Raw genomic sequence first — 16653 nt, forward strand, 5'->3', positions numbered from 1 at the left:
CATGCTGGTCTATGCCGCGCGCCGCATCCTGGGCATGGTCGTCGTCCTCTTCGCCATGTCGGCAGTGGTCTTCGCGGCAATCCATCTGCTGCCCGGCTCGGTCGCGCATATGGTGCTGGGCGAATACGCCACGGCCGACGCCGTGGCGGCGCTGGAGCTGAAGCTCGGCCTGCGCGACCCGATCCTGGTGCAATACTGGCGCTGGCTCTCGGGCGTGCTGCATGGCGAGTTCGGCCAGGCGCTCTCGATCGATCAGCCGGTCGCCAGGCTGATCGGCGGGGCGCTCGAACGCTCGGCTGTGCTCGGCGGCATGAGCCTGCTGCTGGTGGCGCTCATGGGCATCGCGCTGGGCATTCATTCCGCCGTCCATCGCGGCTCGCTGAGCGACCGTGTTCTGACCATGATGCAGTACACGCTGATCGCCATCCCCGAGTTCTTCTGGTGCACCGTCGCCATCATCGTCTTCGCGGTCTGGCTCGGCTGGCTGCCGGCAACCGGCTATACGCCGCTGGCTGATGCCGGCCTGCTGCAATGGCTGCGGCATCTGATCCTGCCGGTGATCTGCCTGTCGCTGGGCCTGACGGCGCATGTCTCGCGCATGGTGCGCTCGTCGATGCTGGAGGCGATCGAGAGCCGCTACGTATTGGCCGCGCGCGCCAAGGGCGTGCCCGAGCGGCTGGTGCTGCTGCGGCACGCGCTGCCCAACGCCATGCTGCCGGCGATCACGGTGCTCGCCATCGACGCCGGCATCCTGATCGGCGGCATCGTCGTGGCGGAAACCGTGTTCTCCTTTCCGGGGCTGGGAAGCCTGTTGATGTACGCCATCCAGAACCATGACATCCCGCTGCTGCAGGCCGGGATGCTGGTCGTCACAGCGGTCTATTCGCTGGCGACGCTCGTCGCCGATCTCGCATCGGCCATGCTGAACCCGCGCATCCGGTTGGGGGGCGCGCACTGATGACGGCCGTCGCGCAGAAACGCCGCCGCCGGCATGTGCCGCTCATTCTCGTGGTGGGAGCCGCCATCGTTGTCTGCATGGTCCTGATCGGGCTGATCGGGCCCTGGATCGCGCCTTACGATCCCACGATGTTTGCGGTCCGCAGCCGCATGCAGCCACCCTCCGGCCTGCATTGGTTCGGCACCGACGAGTTCGGCCGCGACGTGCTCTCGCGCATCCTGGCCGGCGGCTATTATTCGCTGGCGATGGGCTTCGGAGCGACTGCGATCAGCCTTATCGTCGGTGTTCCGCTGGGGCTGATGGCGGCGTTCTATCGCGGCTGGGTCGACGACGTAATCATGCGGATCATCGACCTGATGATCTCGCTGCCGCCAATCCTGGTCGGGCTGCTGATTTTGGCCGTGACCTCGCCGGGGCTGGGCAAGACCATCGTCGCTGTCGGGCTAGTCTACGTGCCGATCATGACGCGCCTGACGCGCTCGGTGGCGCTCAGCGTGCTGGCGCAGGATTTCATCGAGGCCGCCGCCGCCCGTAAAGAGAAGACCTTCTACATTCTCTGGCGCGAGGTTCTGCCGAATGTCTGGCCGACCATCATCGTCGAGACCTCGTTGCGCATCACCTTCGCGATCCTGCTAGGTTCCGCGCTCTCCTTTCTCGGTCTCGGCCCGCAGCCGCCCGCCAGCGAATGGGGCTTGATGATCGCTGAAAGCCGGCCCTTCCTCGATCGCGCGCCCTGGATCGGTCTTGCGCCCGGGCTGTGCCTCTGCGTCCTGCTGGTCGCCGTCAATTTCGTCGGCGAGGGCCTGCGCGACCTGCTCGATCCCCGCATGCAGGGGCGCGGTCATGGCTGACATCCTGCTCGATATTCAAGGTCTGTCGCTGCGCTATGCCACGGCCAACGGACCGGTCACTGCGCTGGACGCCGTTTCGCTGGCGATCCCGCGTGGCGGCGCAATGGGCCTCGTCGGCGAAAGCGGCTCCGGCAAATCGTCCATGCTGCTGGCCATGCTCGGCCTGTTGGGCAAGGGGGCCGCGGTCACGGCCGATGCAGCTCGCTTCGACGGGCAGGACCTGCTGAAGGTCGCAGCCTCCCTGCGCGGGCGGCGGATCGGAACGGTTTTCCAGGATCCTTCGGCTGCGCTCAATCCCGCCTTGACCATCGGCATGCAGGTGGCCGAGCCTTTGACCCTGCATCGTGGCATGAACTGGCGCGAGGCAATGGAGCGAGCCGAGGGGCTGCTGGCGGAGACCGGTATCCACGATCCCGCCGCGGTGCTGAAGGCCTATCCGCATCAATTGTCGGGCGGCATGAAGCAGCGCGCCGTGATCGCCCAGGCGCTCGGCTGTGAGCCGGACCTGCTGCTGCTCGACGAGCCGACGACCGCGCTCGACGTCACGGTCGAGGCGCAGATCCTCGATCTGCTCGACGCGCTGCGGGCGCGGCGCGGGATCTCCTTGCTGTTGGTCAGCCATAATCTCGGCATCGTCGACCGGATCTGCGACGACCTGACGGTACTCTATGCCGGCCGCGTGGTGGAGCAGGGGCCCTGTGCCCGGGTTCTCGCCGGGCCGCGCCATCCCTATGCGCGCGGGCTGATGGCCGCCATGCCGGTCATCAGCCATGCCAAGCAGCGCTTGACCTCGATCGAGGGAAACCTGCCGGATCTGACGCTGGTCGATCCCGGTTGCAATTTCGCGCCGCGCTGTCCCTTCGCGGTGCCGTCATGTGCCGAGCCCCAGGCCTTGGCAGGCGAGGGCGATCATCGCGCGCGTTGCCACCGGGCGACGGAGACAGCCGCTCTGCCCTGGCCGGAACAGGATCAGGCCCGCGTCTCAATGGAGGCCGCGCCGGAGCGCAGGCCCTTGCTCGAGGCGCGGGGCATGAGCCGGCGTTTCGCCGGCCATGGCGGCCTCTGGCGCAGTCTCGACTGGCGTGGCGGTTGGCCGAAGCTGGCGCCGCGCAAGAGTGTCGTCGCGGTCGACGATGTGACGATCGAGGTCCGCAGCGGCGAGGTTCTGGGCCTTGTTGGGGAATCGGGCAGCGGCAAGTCGACGCTTGGGCGGCTGCTTTTGCGTCTGGTCCCGGCCGATGCGGGGCAGCTCGAATTCGGCGGCACTGAGGTTCCGCTGCGCCCCTCCAGCGATTTCTGCCAGCAGGCGCAGATCATCTTCCAGAACCCGGATTCCGCGCTTAACCCGCATCATACGGTTCAGGAAATCCTGAAGCGCCCGCTCGAACTGTTCGGGATCGCCAAGGGGGCGGCGGCGGGCGCGGAGATCGACCGGCTGCTGGATCTGGTCCGGCTGCCGCGCAGCTATCGCACGCGCTATCCGCACCAGATGTCGGGCGGGGAGAAGCAGCGCATCGGCATTGCGCGCGCCCTTGCCGGGCGGCCGCGATTTATCGTCTGCGACGAGGCTGTCTCAGCGCTCGATGTCTCCGTTCAGGCCGCCGTGCTGAACCTGCTCTCCGATCTGCGTGCGCAGTTCGGCCTGTCCTATCTGTTCATCTCGCACGATATCGGTGTGATCGCGCATATCTCCGACCGGATCGCGGTGATGTATCGTGGCGCCATCGTGCAGCAGGGCGAGGCGGCCGAGCTCCTGCGCGGCCCGCACCACCCCTATACGGCATCGCTGCTGTCTGCCGTTCCTGTCGTGGGTTCGGCAAGGTCCCAGGCAGGCAACCGCATCAGGCTGGCCGAGAACGCCATGGCTGCTCCCGGTGAAAAGGGCTGTTCCTTCGCCTCACGCTGCCCGCAGCAGCTCGGCAGCCTGTGCCGGACGCAGGTACCGGCGCAGCGCCGGCTGAGCAATGGCGTCATGATGGCGTGTCACCTGCCGGACGCGCAGTTGGAGACGGTTTCGCTGGGCTTATCCTAGAGCCGGATGGTTCTAGACGGAGTCACAAAGTGACTCCGTCTAGAATCTGAATCCGTCTCTCATCAAGGAGTTAGAGCAGGATCAATGCGAAAAACCGGTTCGCACTTTTTCGCATCCTGCTCTAGAGCCGATCGACATTCATCGCAGCCGTAAGGTGACAATTGTGTCGAGGCAGATTGGGCTCGAAACGCAGCCGCACACTGGGCGGCTGCGTTCGCATGCGGACTATGAGTTCGGGTCCAAAGGCTTCGACAAAACGGTCGCGCGCCCGGATTGAGAAGGACCAGTCCTCATTTTGTCGAACGGGCGGCCTCGACCCAGCCATCGAACACTCCTTTGTGCAAGCCGATCCACTCATCAGCCATCTTGGTCACGAGGGTGGTGCTTCCGCCGTTCTTGTTGATGCTGGCTTCCCAGTTCGACCAGTCTTCGAGCGGGAACTTCATCTGCTCCACGAAGGTTTTCACCGCCGGGTTGGCAGCGACGAACCCCTTATTGGCGACAGCCGACCAGTTCCATGACGACATGGCCATGCGGCACGGATCGGCCCCGCCGGCGCAGCCCTTGACGCCGCTGACCAGTGCCGAGCCCTTGTTCGGCACGGAGGGCGGCAGCGCGTCCGCCGGCGTCGGCAGCCAGACCACATCCTCGCCCGGGACGAGGGCATTGTTCATCCAAGATGGACTCCAGGCATAGAAGAACGCCGGCTCGCCACGTTTCACGCGGGCGACGGCCTCCACCATCAGCGCCTCGTATTTGCCGCGGATCGATTTCACGGTGTCCTTGAGACCGAACTTGTCGAGCTGGAAATCGACGACGTCGCCGCAGCTCCAGCCGGGATCGCAATTGATCAGATCCGCCTTGCCGTCGCGGCCGAACAGCGCCGCGATCTTGGGATCCTTCATCTGCGCGAGCGTGGTGATGTTGTGGGCGGCCGCAGTCTTCTTGTCGATGAGATAGCCATTGATGCCGCCGCCGACGATCAGGCCGGCGCCGACGATTTCGGCCTGCTTCTCGACCGCGCGGAAGCCGGGCTCGCGCTGCGGGAAATTGACGTCGGTTGCAAGGTCGAGGTCGCCCTGCGCCGCCGCCTGGAAGAACAGCGTCGTGTTGACGGTGCTGAGCTTGACCTCATAGCCGAGCTGCTTCATCGCCTTCATCGCGATCTGCGCGACGACGTAATTGGCGCCCAGGCTGTCGCTCTGGGCGTAGCGGATGGTCTTGCCCTTACCGGGGAGCTCCTGCGCAGCCGCAGGCGCTGTCGCGAAAGCGATAGCGGTCATGGCGACGGCCGCAGCCGTCAATGTCTTCAATCCGGTCATGCCTGTCATTGCGGTCTCCTTCTCGATGCCGACCTGTTCGATCGTTTTGTGATTTCCCCTGACCGCCTCGCGGCGGGCCTTCGAGCCGGCGCGCCCTAGCGCTCCGGCTATTCTCCAGTCATGCCGCTTGGCGGCTTGCGTCAGAGCGCTTGCTTTGCCGCTATCGCGGTTGCCGCCGGTTCTTCCGGGCGGCCGCCCTTGACCAGGCGCATCACCGTGGCGAACAGCGAGGTCCGCGTCGCGCCGCCGCGCTTGGGTTCGGCGAGCTTCTGCGTGACGCGATCGAGCACCATTGCCAGCAGCACGATGGCGATGCCGCCGACCGCGGCGCGGCCGACATCGAGACGGCCCAGGCCCTGGAGGACGACGAGACCCAAACCCTCGGCGCCGATCATCGCGACGACGACGGAGAGCACCATCGCAGTGAGCACCGTCTGGTTGAGGCCGCCGAGGATGGTCGGAATGGCCAGGGGGAGCTGGATCTCGAACAGGAGCTGGCGCTTGTCGGCGCCGAAGGCGAGGCCGGCCTCGACGATCTCGTGCTCGACCATGCGGATGCCGAGATTGGTGAAGCGGATCAGGGGCGGGGCTGCGGCCGTGACGACGGCGACCTCGCCCGGCACGGTGCCGACGCCGAACAGCATGACGACCGGCACCAGATAGACGAAGCTCGGCGTCGTCTGCATGATGTCGAGGATCGGCCGCACCACGTTCCAGACACGGTCGCTGCTCGCGCACCAGATCCCCATCGGGATGCCGATAACGGCGCAGAACACAATCGCGGTCGAGATCAGCGAGAGCGTCGTCATCGCCTCGTTCCAGACGCCGAGCATCGCGACCACCACAAGCGATATCGCGCTGAAGGCCGCGATGCCGGGCGTCGCCAGGCGCCAAGCCAGCAACGTGAAGCCGACGACGAAAACCGGGAACGGAATGGCGTGGAGCACGGTGTCGTTCAGGCTGAGCAGGCCCTCGACTGGCCATTTGATGGCGAGGAAGAGGGGGCGCAGATTGAGCGCGACCCAGCTGACACCTTGCTGGATCCAGCTGTCGATCGGGAAAATGGCAAGATCGTCGGCCTTAAACATGGCGATCTCCGGCTGAGGCAGTTTTGGGCGAGGTCGAGGACATGCGGGACAGGAGCTCACCGACGCCCAGTGTCCCGACGAGCCTGCCATCCTCGTCGATGACCGCCATCGGCGCGCCGTTGCGATAGCTGCGCGCGACCTCGATGAGCTTGGCGTTCTCCGGGACGCTGACGTAATCGCTGCTTGGCGTGCCGATTTCGCCGCTCTGGCGAGCATGGCCCAGCGCCGTGCTGTCGAGCGCGCCGAGGATCCTGCCCTCGCCATCGAGAACGAAACCGGGATCGCCGGCCTCCGCGCCACCCACCAGGATGCCGCGCTCGGAGCGCAGGATCGGGGCGGCTTCGCGCATGACGGAACGCGCATCGAAAAGCCGGGCCCGGTCGATCTCACGGGTGAAGGCCGCGACATAATCGCTGCCCGGCTCCAGCACGATCGATTGCGGGGTGCCTTCGCGAACCAGTTCGCCTTCGGACATGATCGCGATGCGCGTGCCGAGCTTGAGCGCCTCCTGGAAATCATGGGTGATGAACAGGATGGTCTTGTTCAAAGTGCGCTGCAGGCGCAGCAATTCGTCCTGCATCTCGGTGCGGATCAGCGGGTCGAGCGCGCTGAAGGCCTCGTCCATGATCAGGATATCGGCATCGGTCGCGAGCGCGCGGGCAAGGCCGACGCGCTGGCGCATGCCGCCGCTCAGCTCATGGGGGAAATGGTAGCCCCAGCGCGCAAGCCCGACGACGCTCAGTACCTCTTCGGCGCGGCGGCGGCGATCCGCCGGCGAGACGCCACGCAGCTTCAGCCCGAATTCGACATTCTCGATGACGCGCTTGTTCGGCAGGAGCGCAAAATGCTGGAAGACCATGGAGATGCGCGTGCGACGGACCTCGCGCAGTTCCTCTTCCTTCAGGGAAACGATATCGCGGCCATCGAGCAAGATCTTGCCGGCGCTGGGTTCGTTCAGCCGGTTGATGCAGCGTGCGAGTGTCGATTTGCCGGAACCAGACAGGCCCATGACCATGTACATGGCGCCTTGGGGCACGTTCAGCGAGACATTGTTGAGCCCGACGACAGCGCCGAGCTTGTCGAACACGGTGTTCTTGTCCCCGCCATTGGCGAGAATCTGCAACGCCGCCTCCGGCGCTGCCGAAAAGATCTTGTACAGATTCTGAATCTGCAGTCGCTCGGTCATGTCCGAAAACCCCTCCTTTCGGCGCCCGATTTCATCGGGCTTGTCCGACCCCCGCCGCGATCGATTAAGAGCCGGCCGACGCGGCCAGTCTTCCTGCGATCCGGAGGACGGATGTCGCGTTCTCTTGTCGGGAAAGCGCTAAGGCCGGCTGTGGCGCTTCACCGGATCCTTGCCCTCAGTGAAATCCTGGCCCTCAGCGCAGCGGCGAAAAATCGGTCGGCAGCAGGATGCGGTTCTCCGCCTGCTCGATGTTCTCCGACAGTCGCGGGAGGAAGGCCTGCCAGCGTGGATCGTCAGCCAGCTGCTGGCGCCGCCGCACCCGATCCTCGAAATCGGCATAGGCCCAGAGATGGGTGACATGGCTGAGCAGGCCGATCTCGGTGGTGAAGTAGCCGATCAGATGGCCGAGGATGGGCTGCTGGATCGCCAGGCCTTCATCCCTCACAAGCGCGAGATAGCGCCCCATCCGCCCGTTGCGGATGCGATAGATCCGTTCCTCGACGATCATTGTGCATCTCCGGCGCTGCTGCCGAGAAATCCGCGCGTCAGTGCGGCCACCTGCTCGGGGGCCTCGGTCAGGATCGAGTGACGCAGGCCGGGCAGGATGTGCAGCTGCGAGCCGCCGATGCGCTCGTGCATGTAGCGCGCCATGCGTGGGTTGGAGCCGGCATCCTCCTCGCCGGTCGCGATGAGGACCGGCATGCGGATCTGGTCGAGCAAACCGCCGAGATCGGTCTGCGCCAGCACGCGATAGGCAGCGGCGTAGCATTCGGGGTCGTTCTCGGCGTTGCGCTGCCGCAGCATCGCGATGAGGTCCGGGTTGCGCGCCTGGAAGCTTTCGGTCAGCCAGCGCGACAGCGAGGCGTCGTAGTGCGAACCGCGATCACCGGCCTGCAGGGCGCTGAGGCGCAGGGCGACGCGCTCGCGCTCCTCCTCGGTGCGACCCGCCACGGTCGCCAGCAGCACAAGCCGCCTGAGCCGCGCCGGATGCGTCAGCGCCATGCGCTGCGCGATCAGCCCGCCCAGCGAGAAGCCGGCGAGATGGAAGGTCTCGAAACCGGCATGGTCGGCGAGCGCCAGCGCGTCGCCGACGAAATCGTCGATCTCGTAGCGCCCTTTGACCTTGCTGGAGCGGCCATGGCCGCGCAGGTCGAAGGTCAGGATGCGGAACCGGTCGGCCAGGCGCTCGGCCACGCCCTCCCAGGCTTCCAGATAGGAGCCGACGCCATGAATGCAGACAAGCGGCGTGCCGCTGCCCTGCAGGCGATAGTTCAAGGTGACGTCGCCGATCGTCAGGCTCGTCGAGCCATGCTCCTGTGGCGCGCGCGCCACTTGCACCGGAGTGCCCATGGCTCAAAACCCGGCTGCTGCGAAGCGCGGTAGCGCAGCGCGCTCCTGCTCGCGGGCGGCGAAATGCGGCATCACCTCGTCGATGAACAATCGCAGCGTCTTCACCTGCAATTCGAAGGGCAGATTGAAGGACAGGCCGAGGCAGTACTGGTCGACGCCCGCATCCTCATAGACCTGCAGCTTCTCGATGACCTCATCAGGCGTGCCGAACATCAGATTGTCGCGAACGGCCTGCGGATTGTAGTTGGCCCGGTTGGCCACGGCCTCGAACGGCACCGCCTCGGGGAAGCCGTTGGTCACGGTGCCGATGTTCTGCATCAGGTTCTCGAAATAGCGCCCGTAATCGACGGAGTGCCGCACCGCGACCTCCCAGTCATCCTGCCGGTCATAGACGCAGGTCCGGCGCTGCATCATCAGGCGCGGGCGCGGCCGCTCGGGATGGTCGGCCACGGCCTTGCGGAACTTCTCGCCGAGCACGCCGACCTCGGCCGGAGGCGAGGAGAGCGGCGTCGAGAGGATGTTGGCGCCGATGCCGACCGCCCAGTCGAAGGTGCCGGGATCGCGTGCCGCGACCCAAATGCTGGGATGCGGCTGCTGCAGCGGCTTGGGCACCGAGGTCGCGAGCGGGAACTTCCAGTAATGCCCGTCATGAGCATAGTCACCGGCCCAGAGCTTCTGTACCGCCGGCACCAGTTCCTTCATGAAGGCGACGCCCTCCTGCTGGGGGATGCCGCCGGCCATGCGGTCGAACTCGTACTGGTACGCGCCGCGCGCGATGCCGAATTCGAGCCTGCCGCCGGTCAGGTGGTCGCAAAGCGCCGCTTCGCCTGCGAGCCGGATCGGCGACCAATAGGGGGCGACCAGTGTCGCGGTGCCGAGCCTGATCCTGTCGGTGTGCTGGCCGAGCCAGGTCAGCACCGTGAAGGGATTGGGCGAGACCGTGCACTCGATGGTGTGGTGCTCGGCGGTCCACAGCGTCTCGAAGCCACCTTCATCGGCGATCTTTGCGAGTGCGCGCATGTTGGCAACCGCGTCCGACATCGAATCCTGGGGCGAGAAACGCTCCATGCTGATCGAAACGGCAAATTTCATGATGGCCTCCCGGCTCGGCGTTCTTGGCTTTTTGGGGTTCAGCGCAGGCGGATCACGAACGGGTCCTGCATGGCGCCCGAGTAGTCGATCACGACGTTCTTCAGGCGCGAGAACTCGCGCATGACCTCGAAGCCGCCGCGGCGGCCGTAGCCGCTGTTCTTCATGCCGCCATTGGCGGACATGTAGGCGGCGGAGCGGTAGGTGTTGATCCAGACCGTGCCCGCCTCGATGTTGCGGGCGAAGCGCATCGCGCGGTCGATGTTTTGGGTCCAGATGCCCGATGCCAGGCCGTATTCGGTGTCGTTGGCGAGAGCGATCATCTCCTCCTCGCTCTTGAACGGCACGACGCCGACCACCGGCCCGAAGATCTCCTCGCGCATGAAGCGCATGTCGTTGCTGGCCTCGGTCATCACCGTCGGCTCGAAATACCAGCCGCGCGCCAGTTCGCCGCTCTGCGGCTTGCGCCCGCCGGCCGCGATCTTGGCGCCCTCCCGCATGCCGGAGGCGACATAATCCTCGACCTTGGCGAGCTGCGCAGACAGCGCCAGCGGCCCGATATCGGTGTCCTCAAGCTGCGGGTGGCCGACCTTGATGCGTTGGGTGCGCGCGACCAGCGCCTCGACGAAACGGTCATAGATCGGCTGCTCGACGAAGCAGCGCGAGCCGGCAACGCAGGTCTGCCCGGCCGCGGCGAAGACGCCGGAAACGACGCCGTTCACCGCCTTGTCGATGTCGACATCGGAGAAGATGACATGAGGCGACTTGCCGCCCAGCTCCATTTGGCAGGGCACGAGGTTTTCGGCGGCGTTGCCGGCGATCTTGCGGCCGGTGAAGGTCGAGCCGGTGAAGACGTATTTCGCGATGCCGGGATGGCGCGTCAGCGCGTCGCCCGTGGTCGCCCCGTCGCCGGTGACGACATTGACGACTCCGGGCGGAATGCCGGCCTCGATCACGAGTTCTGCCAGCGCCAGCGTCGAGGCCGTCGCGTGCTCGGAGGGCTTCACCACGATGGTGTTGCCGATCGCGAGGCAGGGCGCGAGCGTGCCGGTCAGCATCATCAATGGCGAGTTCCACGGGATGATCATCCCGACCACGCCGATCGGCTCGCGCAGATTGAAGTTCAGCGTGTCGAGCTTGTTGACCGGGATCGTGTCGCCCTGGAGCTTGTCGGCCATCCCCGCGAAATAGAGATAGGAGTCCGGGATCGCCCGCATCTGGGCGCGCATTTCCTTGAGCAGCTTGCCGTTGTCGCGGCACTCGATCATCGCCAGCTCGTCGGCGTTCTCGAGCACGAGCTCGGCGAGGTGGCGCACCAGCTTGCCGCGCTCGGTCTGGGTCATGCGCCGCCAGGCCGGGTTGACCAGCGCAGCGCGGGCCGAGCGCACGGCGGCATCGACATCGGCGGCATCGCCTTGCGCGAAGGCGTACCAGGGCTCGGCGGTGGTCGGATCGTAGGAGGGCAGGTAGACGCCGCTCTTGGGCGCGACGAAGCGGCCGTCGATGAAGAGATCCTGGCGTGAGCCTTCGAGGGTTTTGACCGTGGTCTGCATATCTGCTCTGCCGGCTCAGGATTGCGGGTTTGGTGCCCAGGGCTGGGCCTCGCCGACCATGGCGAGACGCCCGCCATCGTTGGAATCCATGTAGATCCCGAAGCGCTTGCTCGCGCTTTCGCGGGCATAGCGGCGCAGCATCGCGCTGATCTCGCGCGTCGGAATCGCGTCATAAGGAAGTTGGTCGATCGGGAAGAACTTCAACCCGGCGGACAGCGCAGCCGCAGCGGAATCCTGCGCGAGGCGGGCGCGGTAGATCAGGTATCCGGGGTCGCCGTCGGTGACGTCGAACACCGAGTAGAGGAAGGTGTCGTCCGGCACGAGCGTCAGCGCGTCGCCGCCCTCAAGCTTCAACTCGTTATCGGCAATGCGGCGCTGCGCGCTCGGCAGCACCCAGCCACCCCGACCATCCGCGCGCAGCAGCAATTGGCCATCGGCCTCGATCAGATATCCGACGATCATGCCATGCGAGGCGAGCCAGCCCGGCGGCAGCGGGTCCTTGACATTGGCGTAGCGGCCCCGGCAGAAGCCGAGCGGCGGCGACGGGCTCGTGCCGAAGGCCTGAATCTCGCCGATCAGCACGACATGGTCGCCGGCATCGACGCGGCGGTGGACCGTGCAGTCGAACCAGGTCAGGCAGTCCGTCAGGACCGGCGAGCCGGTATGGATGCGGTCATGGCTGACGGTGTCGAACTTGTTGGCCGCTTTCGAAGCGAACAGGTTCGAGACGTCGATCTGCCCCTCATGCAGCAGGTTGACCGCGAAGGCGGGCGAGCTGTTGAAGGCTGCGAAGCTGTGCGCGCCCTTGCCGACGCAGACCAGCAGCAGCGGCGGATCGAGCGAGACCGAGGTGAACGAGTTCGCCGTCATGCCGCGCGGCGTGCCGTCGGCATCGCGGGTCGTGATGATGGTCACGCCCGTCACGAACGTCCCGAGTGCACGACGCAGCGCGACGGGATCGATCGTGTTGGGGGCGTTAGTGGCTGCAGCGAGCATGCGCTTCACCTCGATCAAGTCGGGACCGGTGAAGGCTAGGCGGCGATGCAGGCCGCATCTTCCTACGAAAAGAAGGATGGATCCGTAGAATTCCTCTGCGAAGAGCGGGAAGGCATGGCCGCGCTAGAGCAGGATGCGAAAAAAGTGGGAACCGTTTTTTCGCATTGATCCGGCTCTAGCGGCCCGCGGCATTGCCGTTCTCGATCACGCCATGCAGCCGGATCGCCAGTTCGATCGCGAAGCGGCGATCCGCCGTCTCCGGGTCGATCCCGAACAGGTCCTGAATGCGCGACAGCCGGTAGCGCAGCGTCGTCACATGCAGCCCCATCGCATCGGCGCAGGCCTGGGCGCGGCAGCCCTCGCGCAGATAAGCGGCGAGCGTTTCCAGATAGGGCGTGTCGTGCTTGCGGTCATGGGCGACGACCGCGCCGATGCTGCTATCGACGAAGCTGCGCACATCGGCCGATTCAGCCGCGCCGATCAGCATCGGCATCGGGCCGAAGTCCGAGGCCGAGAGGGTCCCCGTACGGCCGAAAGCACGCGCGATGCGGATCATCCGCCAGCAGCGCTCCCATTCCTTGGGGTAGCCATCGAGACCGCCGCAGATGCCGCCAAGCACCACGATCGGCTCCCGGTTGAAGCTGTGCCGCAGGGTCTCGACCATGCGGCGCGCGAGACGTCCGATCCGCTCCTGGTCGTCGTCCCCGTCATGCGGCAGGAGGCAGACCAGCCCGCCACCGACGGCGACGACGCTTACGGGAACGTTCAGCTGGCGTGCCAGCCGCGTCACCGCGTGGTGGCAATCGACGCTGATGTCGGCCGGCAGTGACGGCATGTCCGGAAAATCGACGACCACCATGCGCGCCGGAGCCCCCAGCGCAAGGCCGAGCCGCCGGCCGCGCAGGAGGACGTCGTCTGCATCGCGCCAGCGACGCTCGATGATCTCGAAGAACAGCTCGGTCAATGTCCGCGTCTCGAAGCGGAAGCGGATGACGCTGCGCATCATCTGAACGCTGAGGGCGAACTTCACGCTGTCGAGCAGGAGCCGTTCGAGATCGCCGGCAGCCTGCGCGGTCGGAAAGATCACGAGCGCGCCGACAGCCTGCCCATCGACATTCAGGGGCTCGATCCTGGCCATGAGTTGCAGCTGCCGCTCGCCGTCATCGAGCCGTAAGCCCCGCGGTTCGCTGCGTTGCGCCGCGACGGCGTCCCGCGCTGCCGCAATGATCTGGCTGCCAAGGCTGGTGTCGATCGCCCGCTGCCAGGCCGTGTCGTCGAAATGAAGCGGCGCCGGTGACCGGCTGGCGACCAGCGCATTGCCGGAGAAATCGACGACCAGCACGGGGGGCGGCAGGAGATCCGCCAGCATCGCCGCCAGCGCCGAGGTTGACCCACCGGACAGCACCTCCTGAAGCAGCGTCGTCTGCGTCTGCAGGGCCTTGTGCAACTGCTCTGCCGCCTGGCGTTCGGCCCTGATCCGATGCTCGCGCTCGATCGCGATCCCACCGAGATGAACGATCATGCTCATGAAGGCGAGATCGTCCGGCGACACCTCGGTGATGCCGCGCGAGACGACGTTGAGCACCATCGGCCGGTTTTCGGCATCGGCGCAGCTCATCGGCAGCACGAGCACCGTGCGGTAGTCGCGTTCGAAGGCCTCGCGTCGATAGCCGGGGAACTCGTCGGAGGCGCGAGCGTCGCGGATATAGACCGGCTCGTTGCGTTGCAGCGCGATCAAGGCGGGGCTCGTCGCCAGCTCCCATCGATTCTCGAGCGGCCGGCGCAGCAGCGTCGGGTCATGCCGCACCATGACATGCGCCTCGCCATGGGCCGCATCGATCGCCATGATCGATCCCAGTGTCCAGCCGCCATGCTCGCAGGCGGCATGGATGAGGTCGCGCAGGATCGTCTCGAGATCGCCGTCGGAATTGATCCGGCTTGCGACATCCCGCAACGAACGCATCTGCGATGCCTGATCCACCGTTCAGCCCTCCCGCGCCAGCATAGCGACCTTACCCCGCATCGCAGGGGTAGTCCGCAGAATCTTCCAGCGATCCGGCGGAAGACGTTCGCGCGACCGGGCCGCTACCCTCCGGCCGCATCGGACAATCACAACAGGTGGGCACCCATGGATTTCGGTTTGCGCAAGATCTCGACCTTCGTCGAGGAAACCTTCATCGAGGGCGGCAAAGCGGCCGACCGGCCGGTTCGCATGGTCATCGTCGCCGCCGTGCTGCGCAACCCCTGGGCCGGTCAGGGCTTCGTCGAGAATCTGCGGCCCGAGATCCTGCGCATCGCGCCCCATCTCGGCATCGAGCTGACCAAGCGCCTCGTCGCCCTGATGCCGGCCGAACAGGTCGAGGCATACGGCAAGGCCGCGGCAGTCGGCACCAACGGCGAGATCGAGCATGCTTCGGCGCTGATCCACACGCTGCGCTTCGGCAACATGTTCCGCGATGCCGTCAAGGGTACGGCCTATCTTAGCTTTACGAACACGCGCAATGCGCCAGGCGCGCTGCTCTCGCTGCCGATGATCCACAAGAGCGAAACCGGCAAGCGCTCGCATTTCCTGACGGCGAACTTCCAGATCCCGGATGCGCCGGCCGCCGACGAGGTTCTGGTCGCGATCGGAGCCTGCGACAACAGCCGGGCCCATCCGCGCCTCGCCGACCGTTTCCAGGATATGGACGAGATGAAGCAGGAGTTGGAGAACGCCTGAGCGCATTGCGCCGGCGCCTCTTGGCGTCCGCCACTCGAAACAGGGCCCGCCAACTCGGCGGGCCCTTTTGCATGGGATGAGCACCTGACGCATTGCGACGCCTCAGGCCACCGCGACCTTCTCGCGGACCAGTTCGTCCATGACCTGACGCACCGCTTGCTCGGCGATGGCGACGATCTCGTCGATCTCGCCTTTGGTCGTGACCAGCGGCGGGGCGAAGCCGAGAATATCGCCATGCGGCATGGCCCGCGCGATCAGGCCGCGATCACGCGCCGCCTTGGAGATGCGCGCCCCGACCTTCAGCGCCGCATCGAAGCGGGTCTTGGCCGCGCGGTCGGCGACAAATTCGAGCGCGCCCAGCATGCCGACGCCGCGCACCTCGCCGACGATCGGCAATTGCGCGAAGGTCACCTTCAGCCGGTCCTGGAAATAGCCGCCGACATCGCGCGCCTTACCCGCCAGATCCTCGCGCTCGACGATGTCGAGCACGGCATTGGCCGCGGCCGCGCCGATCGGATGCCCGGAATAGGTATAGCCGTGCGAGAAAGCTCCGACACGGTCCGCACCGTCCTCCAGAACCTTGTAGACCTTCTCTCCGACGATCGCGGCCGAGAGCGGGAAATAGCCGGAGGTCAGGCCTTTCGCGACAGTGATCAGGTCCGGCTCGATGCCATAGAGATGCGAGCCGAAGGGCGTGCCGACACGGCCGAAACCGGTGATCACCTCGTCGGCAATCAAGAGCACGTCGTATTTGCGCAGCACCAGCTGAATCTCGTGCCAGTAGCCCTGCGGCGGTGGGGTGATGCCGCCCGTGCCGAGCACCGGCTCGCCGATGAAGGCGCCGACAGTCTCGGGACCCTCGCGCAGGATCAGGCCTTCGAGTTCGTCCGCAAGGCGCTTCGAGAACTCGATTTCGGTCTCGCCGGCTTGAGCACCCCAATAATGATGCGGTGCGCCGGTGTGCAGAATGCCGGGGAAGGGCAGATCCATATGATCGTGGTAGAAGCTCATTCCGGTCATCGAGCCGGAAACGACGCTGCAGCCGTGATAGCCGCGCAGCCGCGAGATGATCTTCTTCTTCCGCGGCTGGCCGCGCAGGTTGTTGTAATACCAGACCAGCTTGGCCTGGGTCTCGTTCGCGTCCGAGCCGGACATCCCGTAGAAGACCTTGCTCATCTGTCCCGGCGCCATCCTGACGAGGCGGTCGGAGAGGATGGCGAGCTCATCGGTCGTGTGGGCGGCGTAGCTATGATAATAGGCAAGCCGGTGGGCCTGCCGCGCAATCGCCTCGGCCACCTCGGTACGGCCATAGCCGATATTGACGCAGTAGAGCCCGGCGAAGCCGTCGATATAGCTGCGGCCGGTCGCATCCTGAATGCGGATGCCTTTCCCGGTTTCGACGATGGTCGGCTCGCCGAGCTTGCCGCTGGCAAAATCCCTGAGCTGGGTGAAGGGGTGCAGGACGCTGGCGCGATCCAGCGCACCGATGGCTGCGACGTCGATCGTCAT

14 protein-coding genes are annotated in these 16653 nt (G+C 65.8%); 4 read left to right on the forward strand and 10 right to left on the reverse strand.

Translation table 11 applies throughout. The features are described from left to right. Window position 1 precedes the first annotated feature (1 nt). The 3 genes from BMZ97_RS02860 to BMZ97_RS02870 are packed head-to-tail and all read left to right on the forward strand — an operon-like array spanning window position 2 to window position 3841. Window positions 2-958, forward strand: coding sequence for an ABC transporter permease (locus BMZ97_RS02860; RefSeq protein WP_092165245.1), 957 nt, complete (start codon window positions 2-4; stop codon window positions 956-958). Then, window positions 958-1809 carry an ABC transporter permease gene (locus BMZ97_RS02865; protein ID WP_092165246.1) on the forward strand — a complete coding sequence of 284 codons (852 nt, stop codon included), beginning with the start codon at window positions 958-960 and terminating at the stop codon, window positions 1807-1809. Before BMZ97_RS02860 ends, BMZ97_RS02865 begins: the two co-directional genes overlap by 1 nt. Next, window positions 1802-3841, forward strand: coding sequence for a dipeptide ABC transporter ATP-binding protein (locus BMZ97_RS02870; RefSeq protein ID WP_092165247.1), 2040 nt, complete (start codon window positions 1802-1804; stop codon window positions 3839-3841). The genes BMZ97_RS02865 and BMZ97_RS02870 overlap by 8 nt, the downstream gene beginning before the upstream one ends. Before the next feature lie 290 nt (window positions 3842-4131). Here BMZ97_RS02870 and proX read toward each other — a convergent pair whose 3' ends face one another. From proX to BMZ97_RS02915, 9 genes are all read right to left on the reverse strand, one after another. Continuing rightward, window positions 4132-5172 (reverse strand): glycine betaine/L-proline ABC transporter substrate-binding protein ProX, encoded by a 1041-nt coding sequence (gene proX / locus BMZ97_RS02875; RefSeq protein ID WP_244546207.1) that lies wholly within the window; start codon window positions 5170-5172, stop codon window positions 4132-4134. A gap of 131 nt (window positions 5173-5303) precedes the next feature. Beyond that, window positions 5304-6251, reverse strand: coding sequence for an ABC transporter permease (locus BMZ97_RS02880; RefSeq protein WP_092165248.1), 948 nt, complete (start codon window positions 6249-6251; stop codon window positions 5304-5306). Next, on the reverse strand, window positions 6244-7437 hold the full coding sequence (locus BMZ97_RS02885) for a quaternary amine ABC transporter ATP-binding protein (RefSeq protein WP_092165250.1): 1194 nt from the start codon (window positions 7435-7437) through the stop codon (window positions 6244-6246). Before BMZ97_RS02885 ends, BMZ97_RS02880 begins: the two co-directional genes overlap by 8 nt. A 193-nt stretch (window positions 7438-7630) precedes the next feature. After that, entirely contained in the window at window positions 7631-7945 is a 315-nt protein-coding gene (locus BMZ97_RS02890; protein ID WP_092165252.1) for an NIPSNAP family protein, read from the reverse strand. Beyond that, the gene (locus BMZ97_RS02895; RefSeq protein ID WP_092165254.1) at window positions 7942-8787 is read right to left on the reverse strand and encodes an alpha/beta fold hydrolase; all 846 of its coding nucleotides are present in this window, start codon (window positions 8785-8787) and stop codon (window positions 7942-7944) included. Before BMZ97_RS02895 ends, BMZ97_RS02890 begins: the two co-directional genes overlap by 4 nt. A gap of 3 nt (window positions 8788-8790) precedes the next feature. Further along, window positions 8791-9879: an LLM class flavin-dependent oxidoreductase gene (locus BMZ97_RS02900; RefSeq protein WP_092165256.1), complete on the reverse strand. Its 1089-nt coding sequence runs from the start codon at window positions 9877-9879 to the stop codon at window positions 8791-8793. Between the two features lie 38 nt (window positions 9880-9917). Further along, window positions 9918-11429: an aldehyde dehydrogenase gene (locus BMZ97_RS02905; RefSeq protein ID WP_092165258.1), complete on the reverse strand. Its 1512-nt coding sequence runs from the start codon at window positions 11427-11429 to the stop codon at window positions 9918-9920. A 15-nt stretch (window positions 11430-11444) separates the two neighbouring features. Continuing rightward, window positions 11445-12425, reverse strand: coding sequence for a flavin reductase family protein (locus BMZ97_RS02910; protein ID WP_092166555.1), 981 nt, complete (start codon window positions 12423-12425; stop codon window positions 11445-11447). A 175-nt stretch (window positions 12426-12600) separates the two neighbouring features. Next, window positions 12601-14406: a helix-turn-helix domain-containing protein gene (locus BMZ97_RS02915; RefSeq protein WP_092165260.1), complete on the reverse strand. Its 1806-nt coding sequence runs from the start codon at window positions 14404-14406 to the stop codon at window positions 12601-12603. 147 nt (window positions 14407-14553) lie between these two features. On the opposite strand from BMZ97_RS02915, the gene BMZ97_RS02920 reads away from it, so the two are divergent. Then, window positions 14554-15144 (forward strand): amino acid synthesis family protein, encoded by a 591-nt coding sequence (locus tag BMZ97_RS02920; RefSeq protein WP_092165262.1) that lies wholly within the window; start codon window positions 14554-14556, stop codon window positions 15142-15144. 102 nt (window positions 15145-15246) lie between these two features. On the opposite strand, the gene BMZ97_RS02925 is transcribed toward BMZ97_RS02920, so the two are convergent. Beyond that, the gene (locus BMZ97_RS02925; protein ID WP_092165264.1) at window positions 15247-16653 is read right to left on the reverse strand and encodes an aminotransferase; all 1407 of its coding nucleotides are present in this window, start codon (window positions 16651-16653) and stop codon (window positions 15247-15249) included.

This window comes from Allobosea sp. OK403, assembly GCF_900113835.1.
Classification (GTDB): Bacteria; Pseudomonadota; Alphaproteobacteria; order Rhizobiales; family Beijerinckiaceae; genus Allobosea.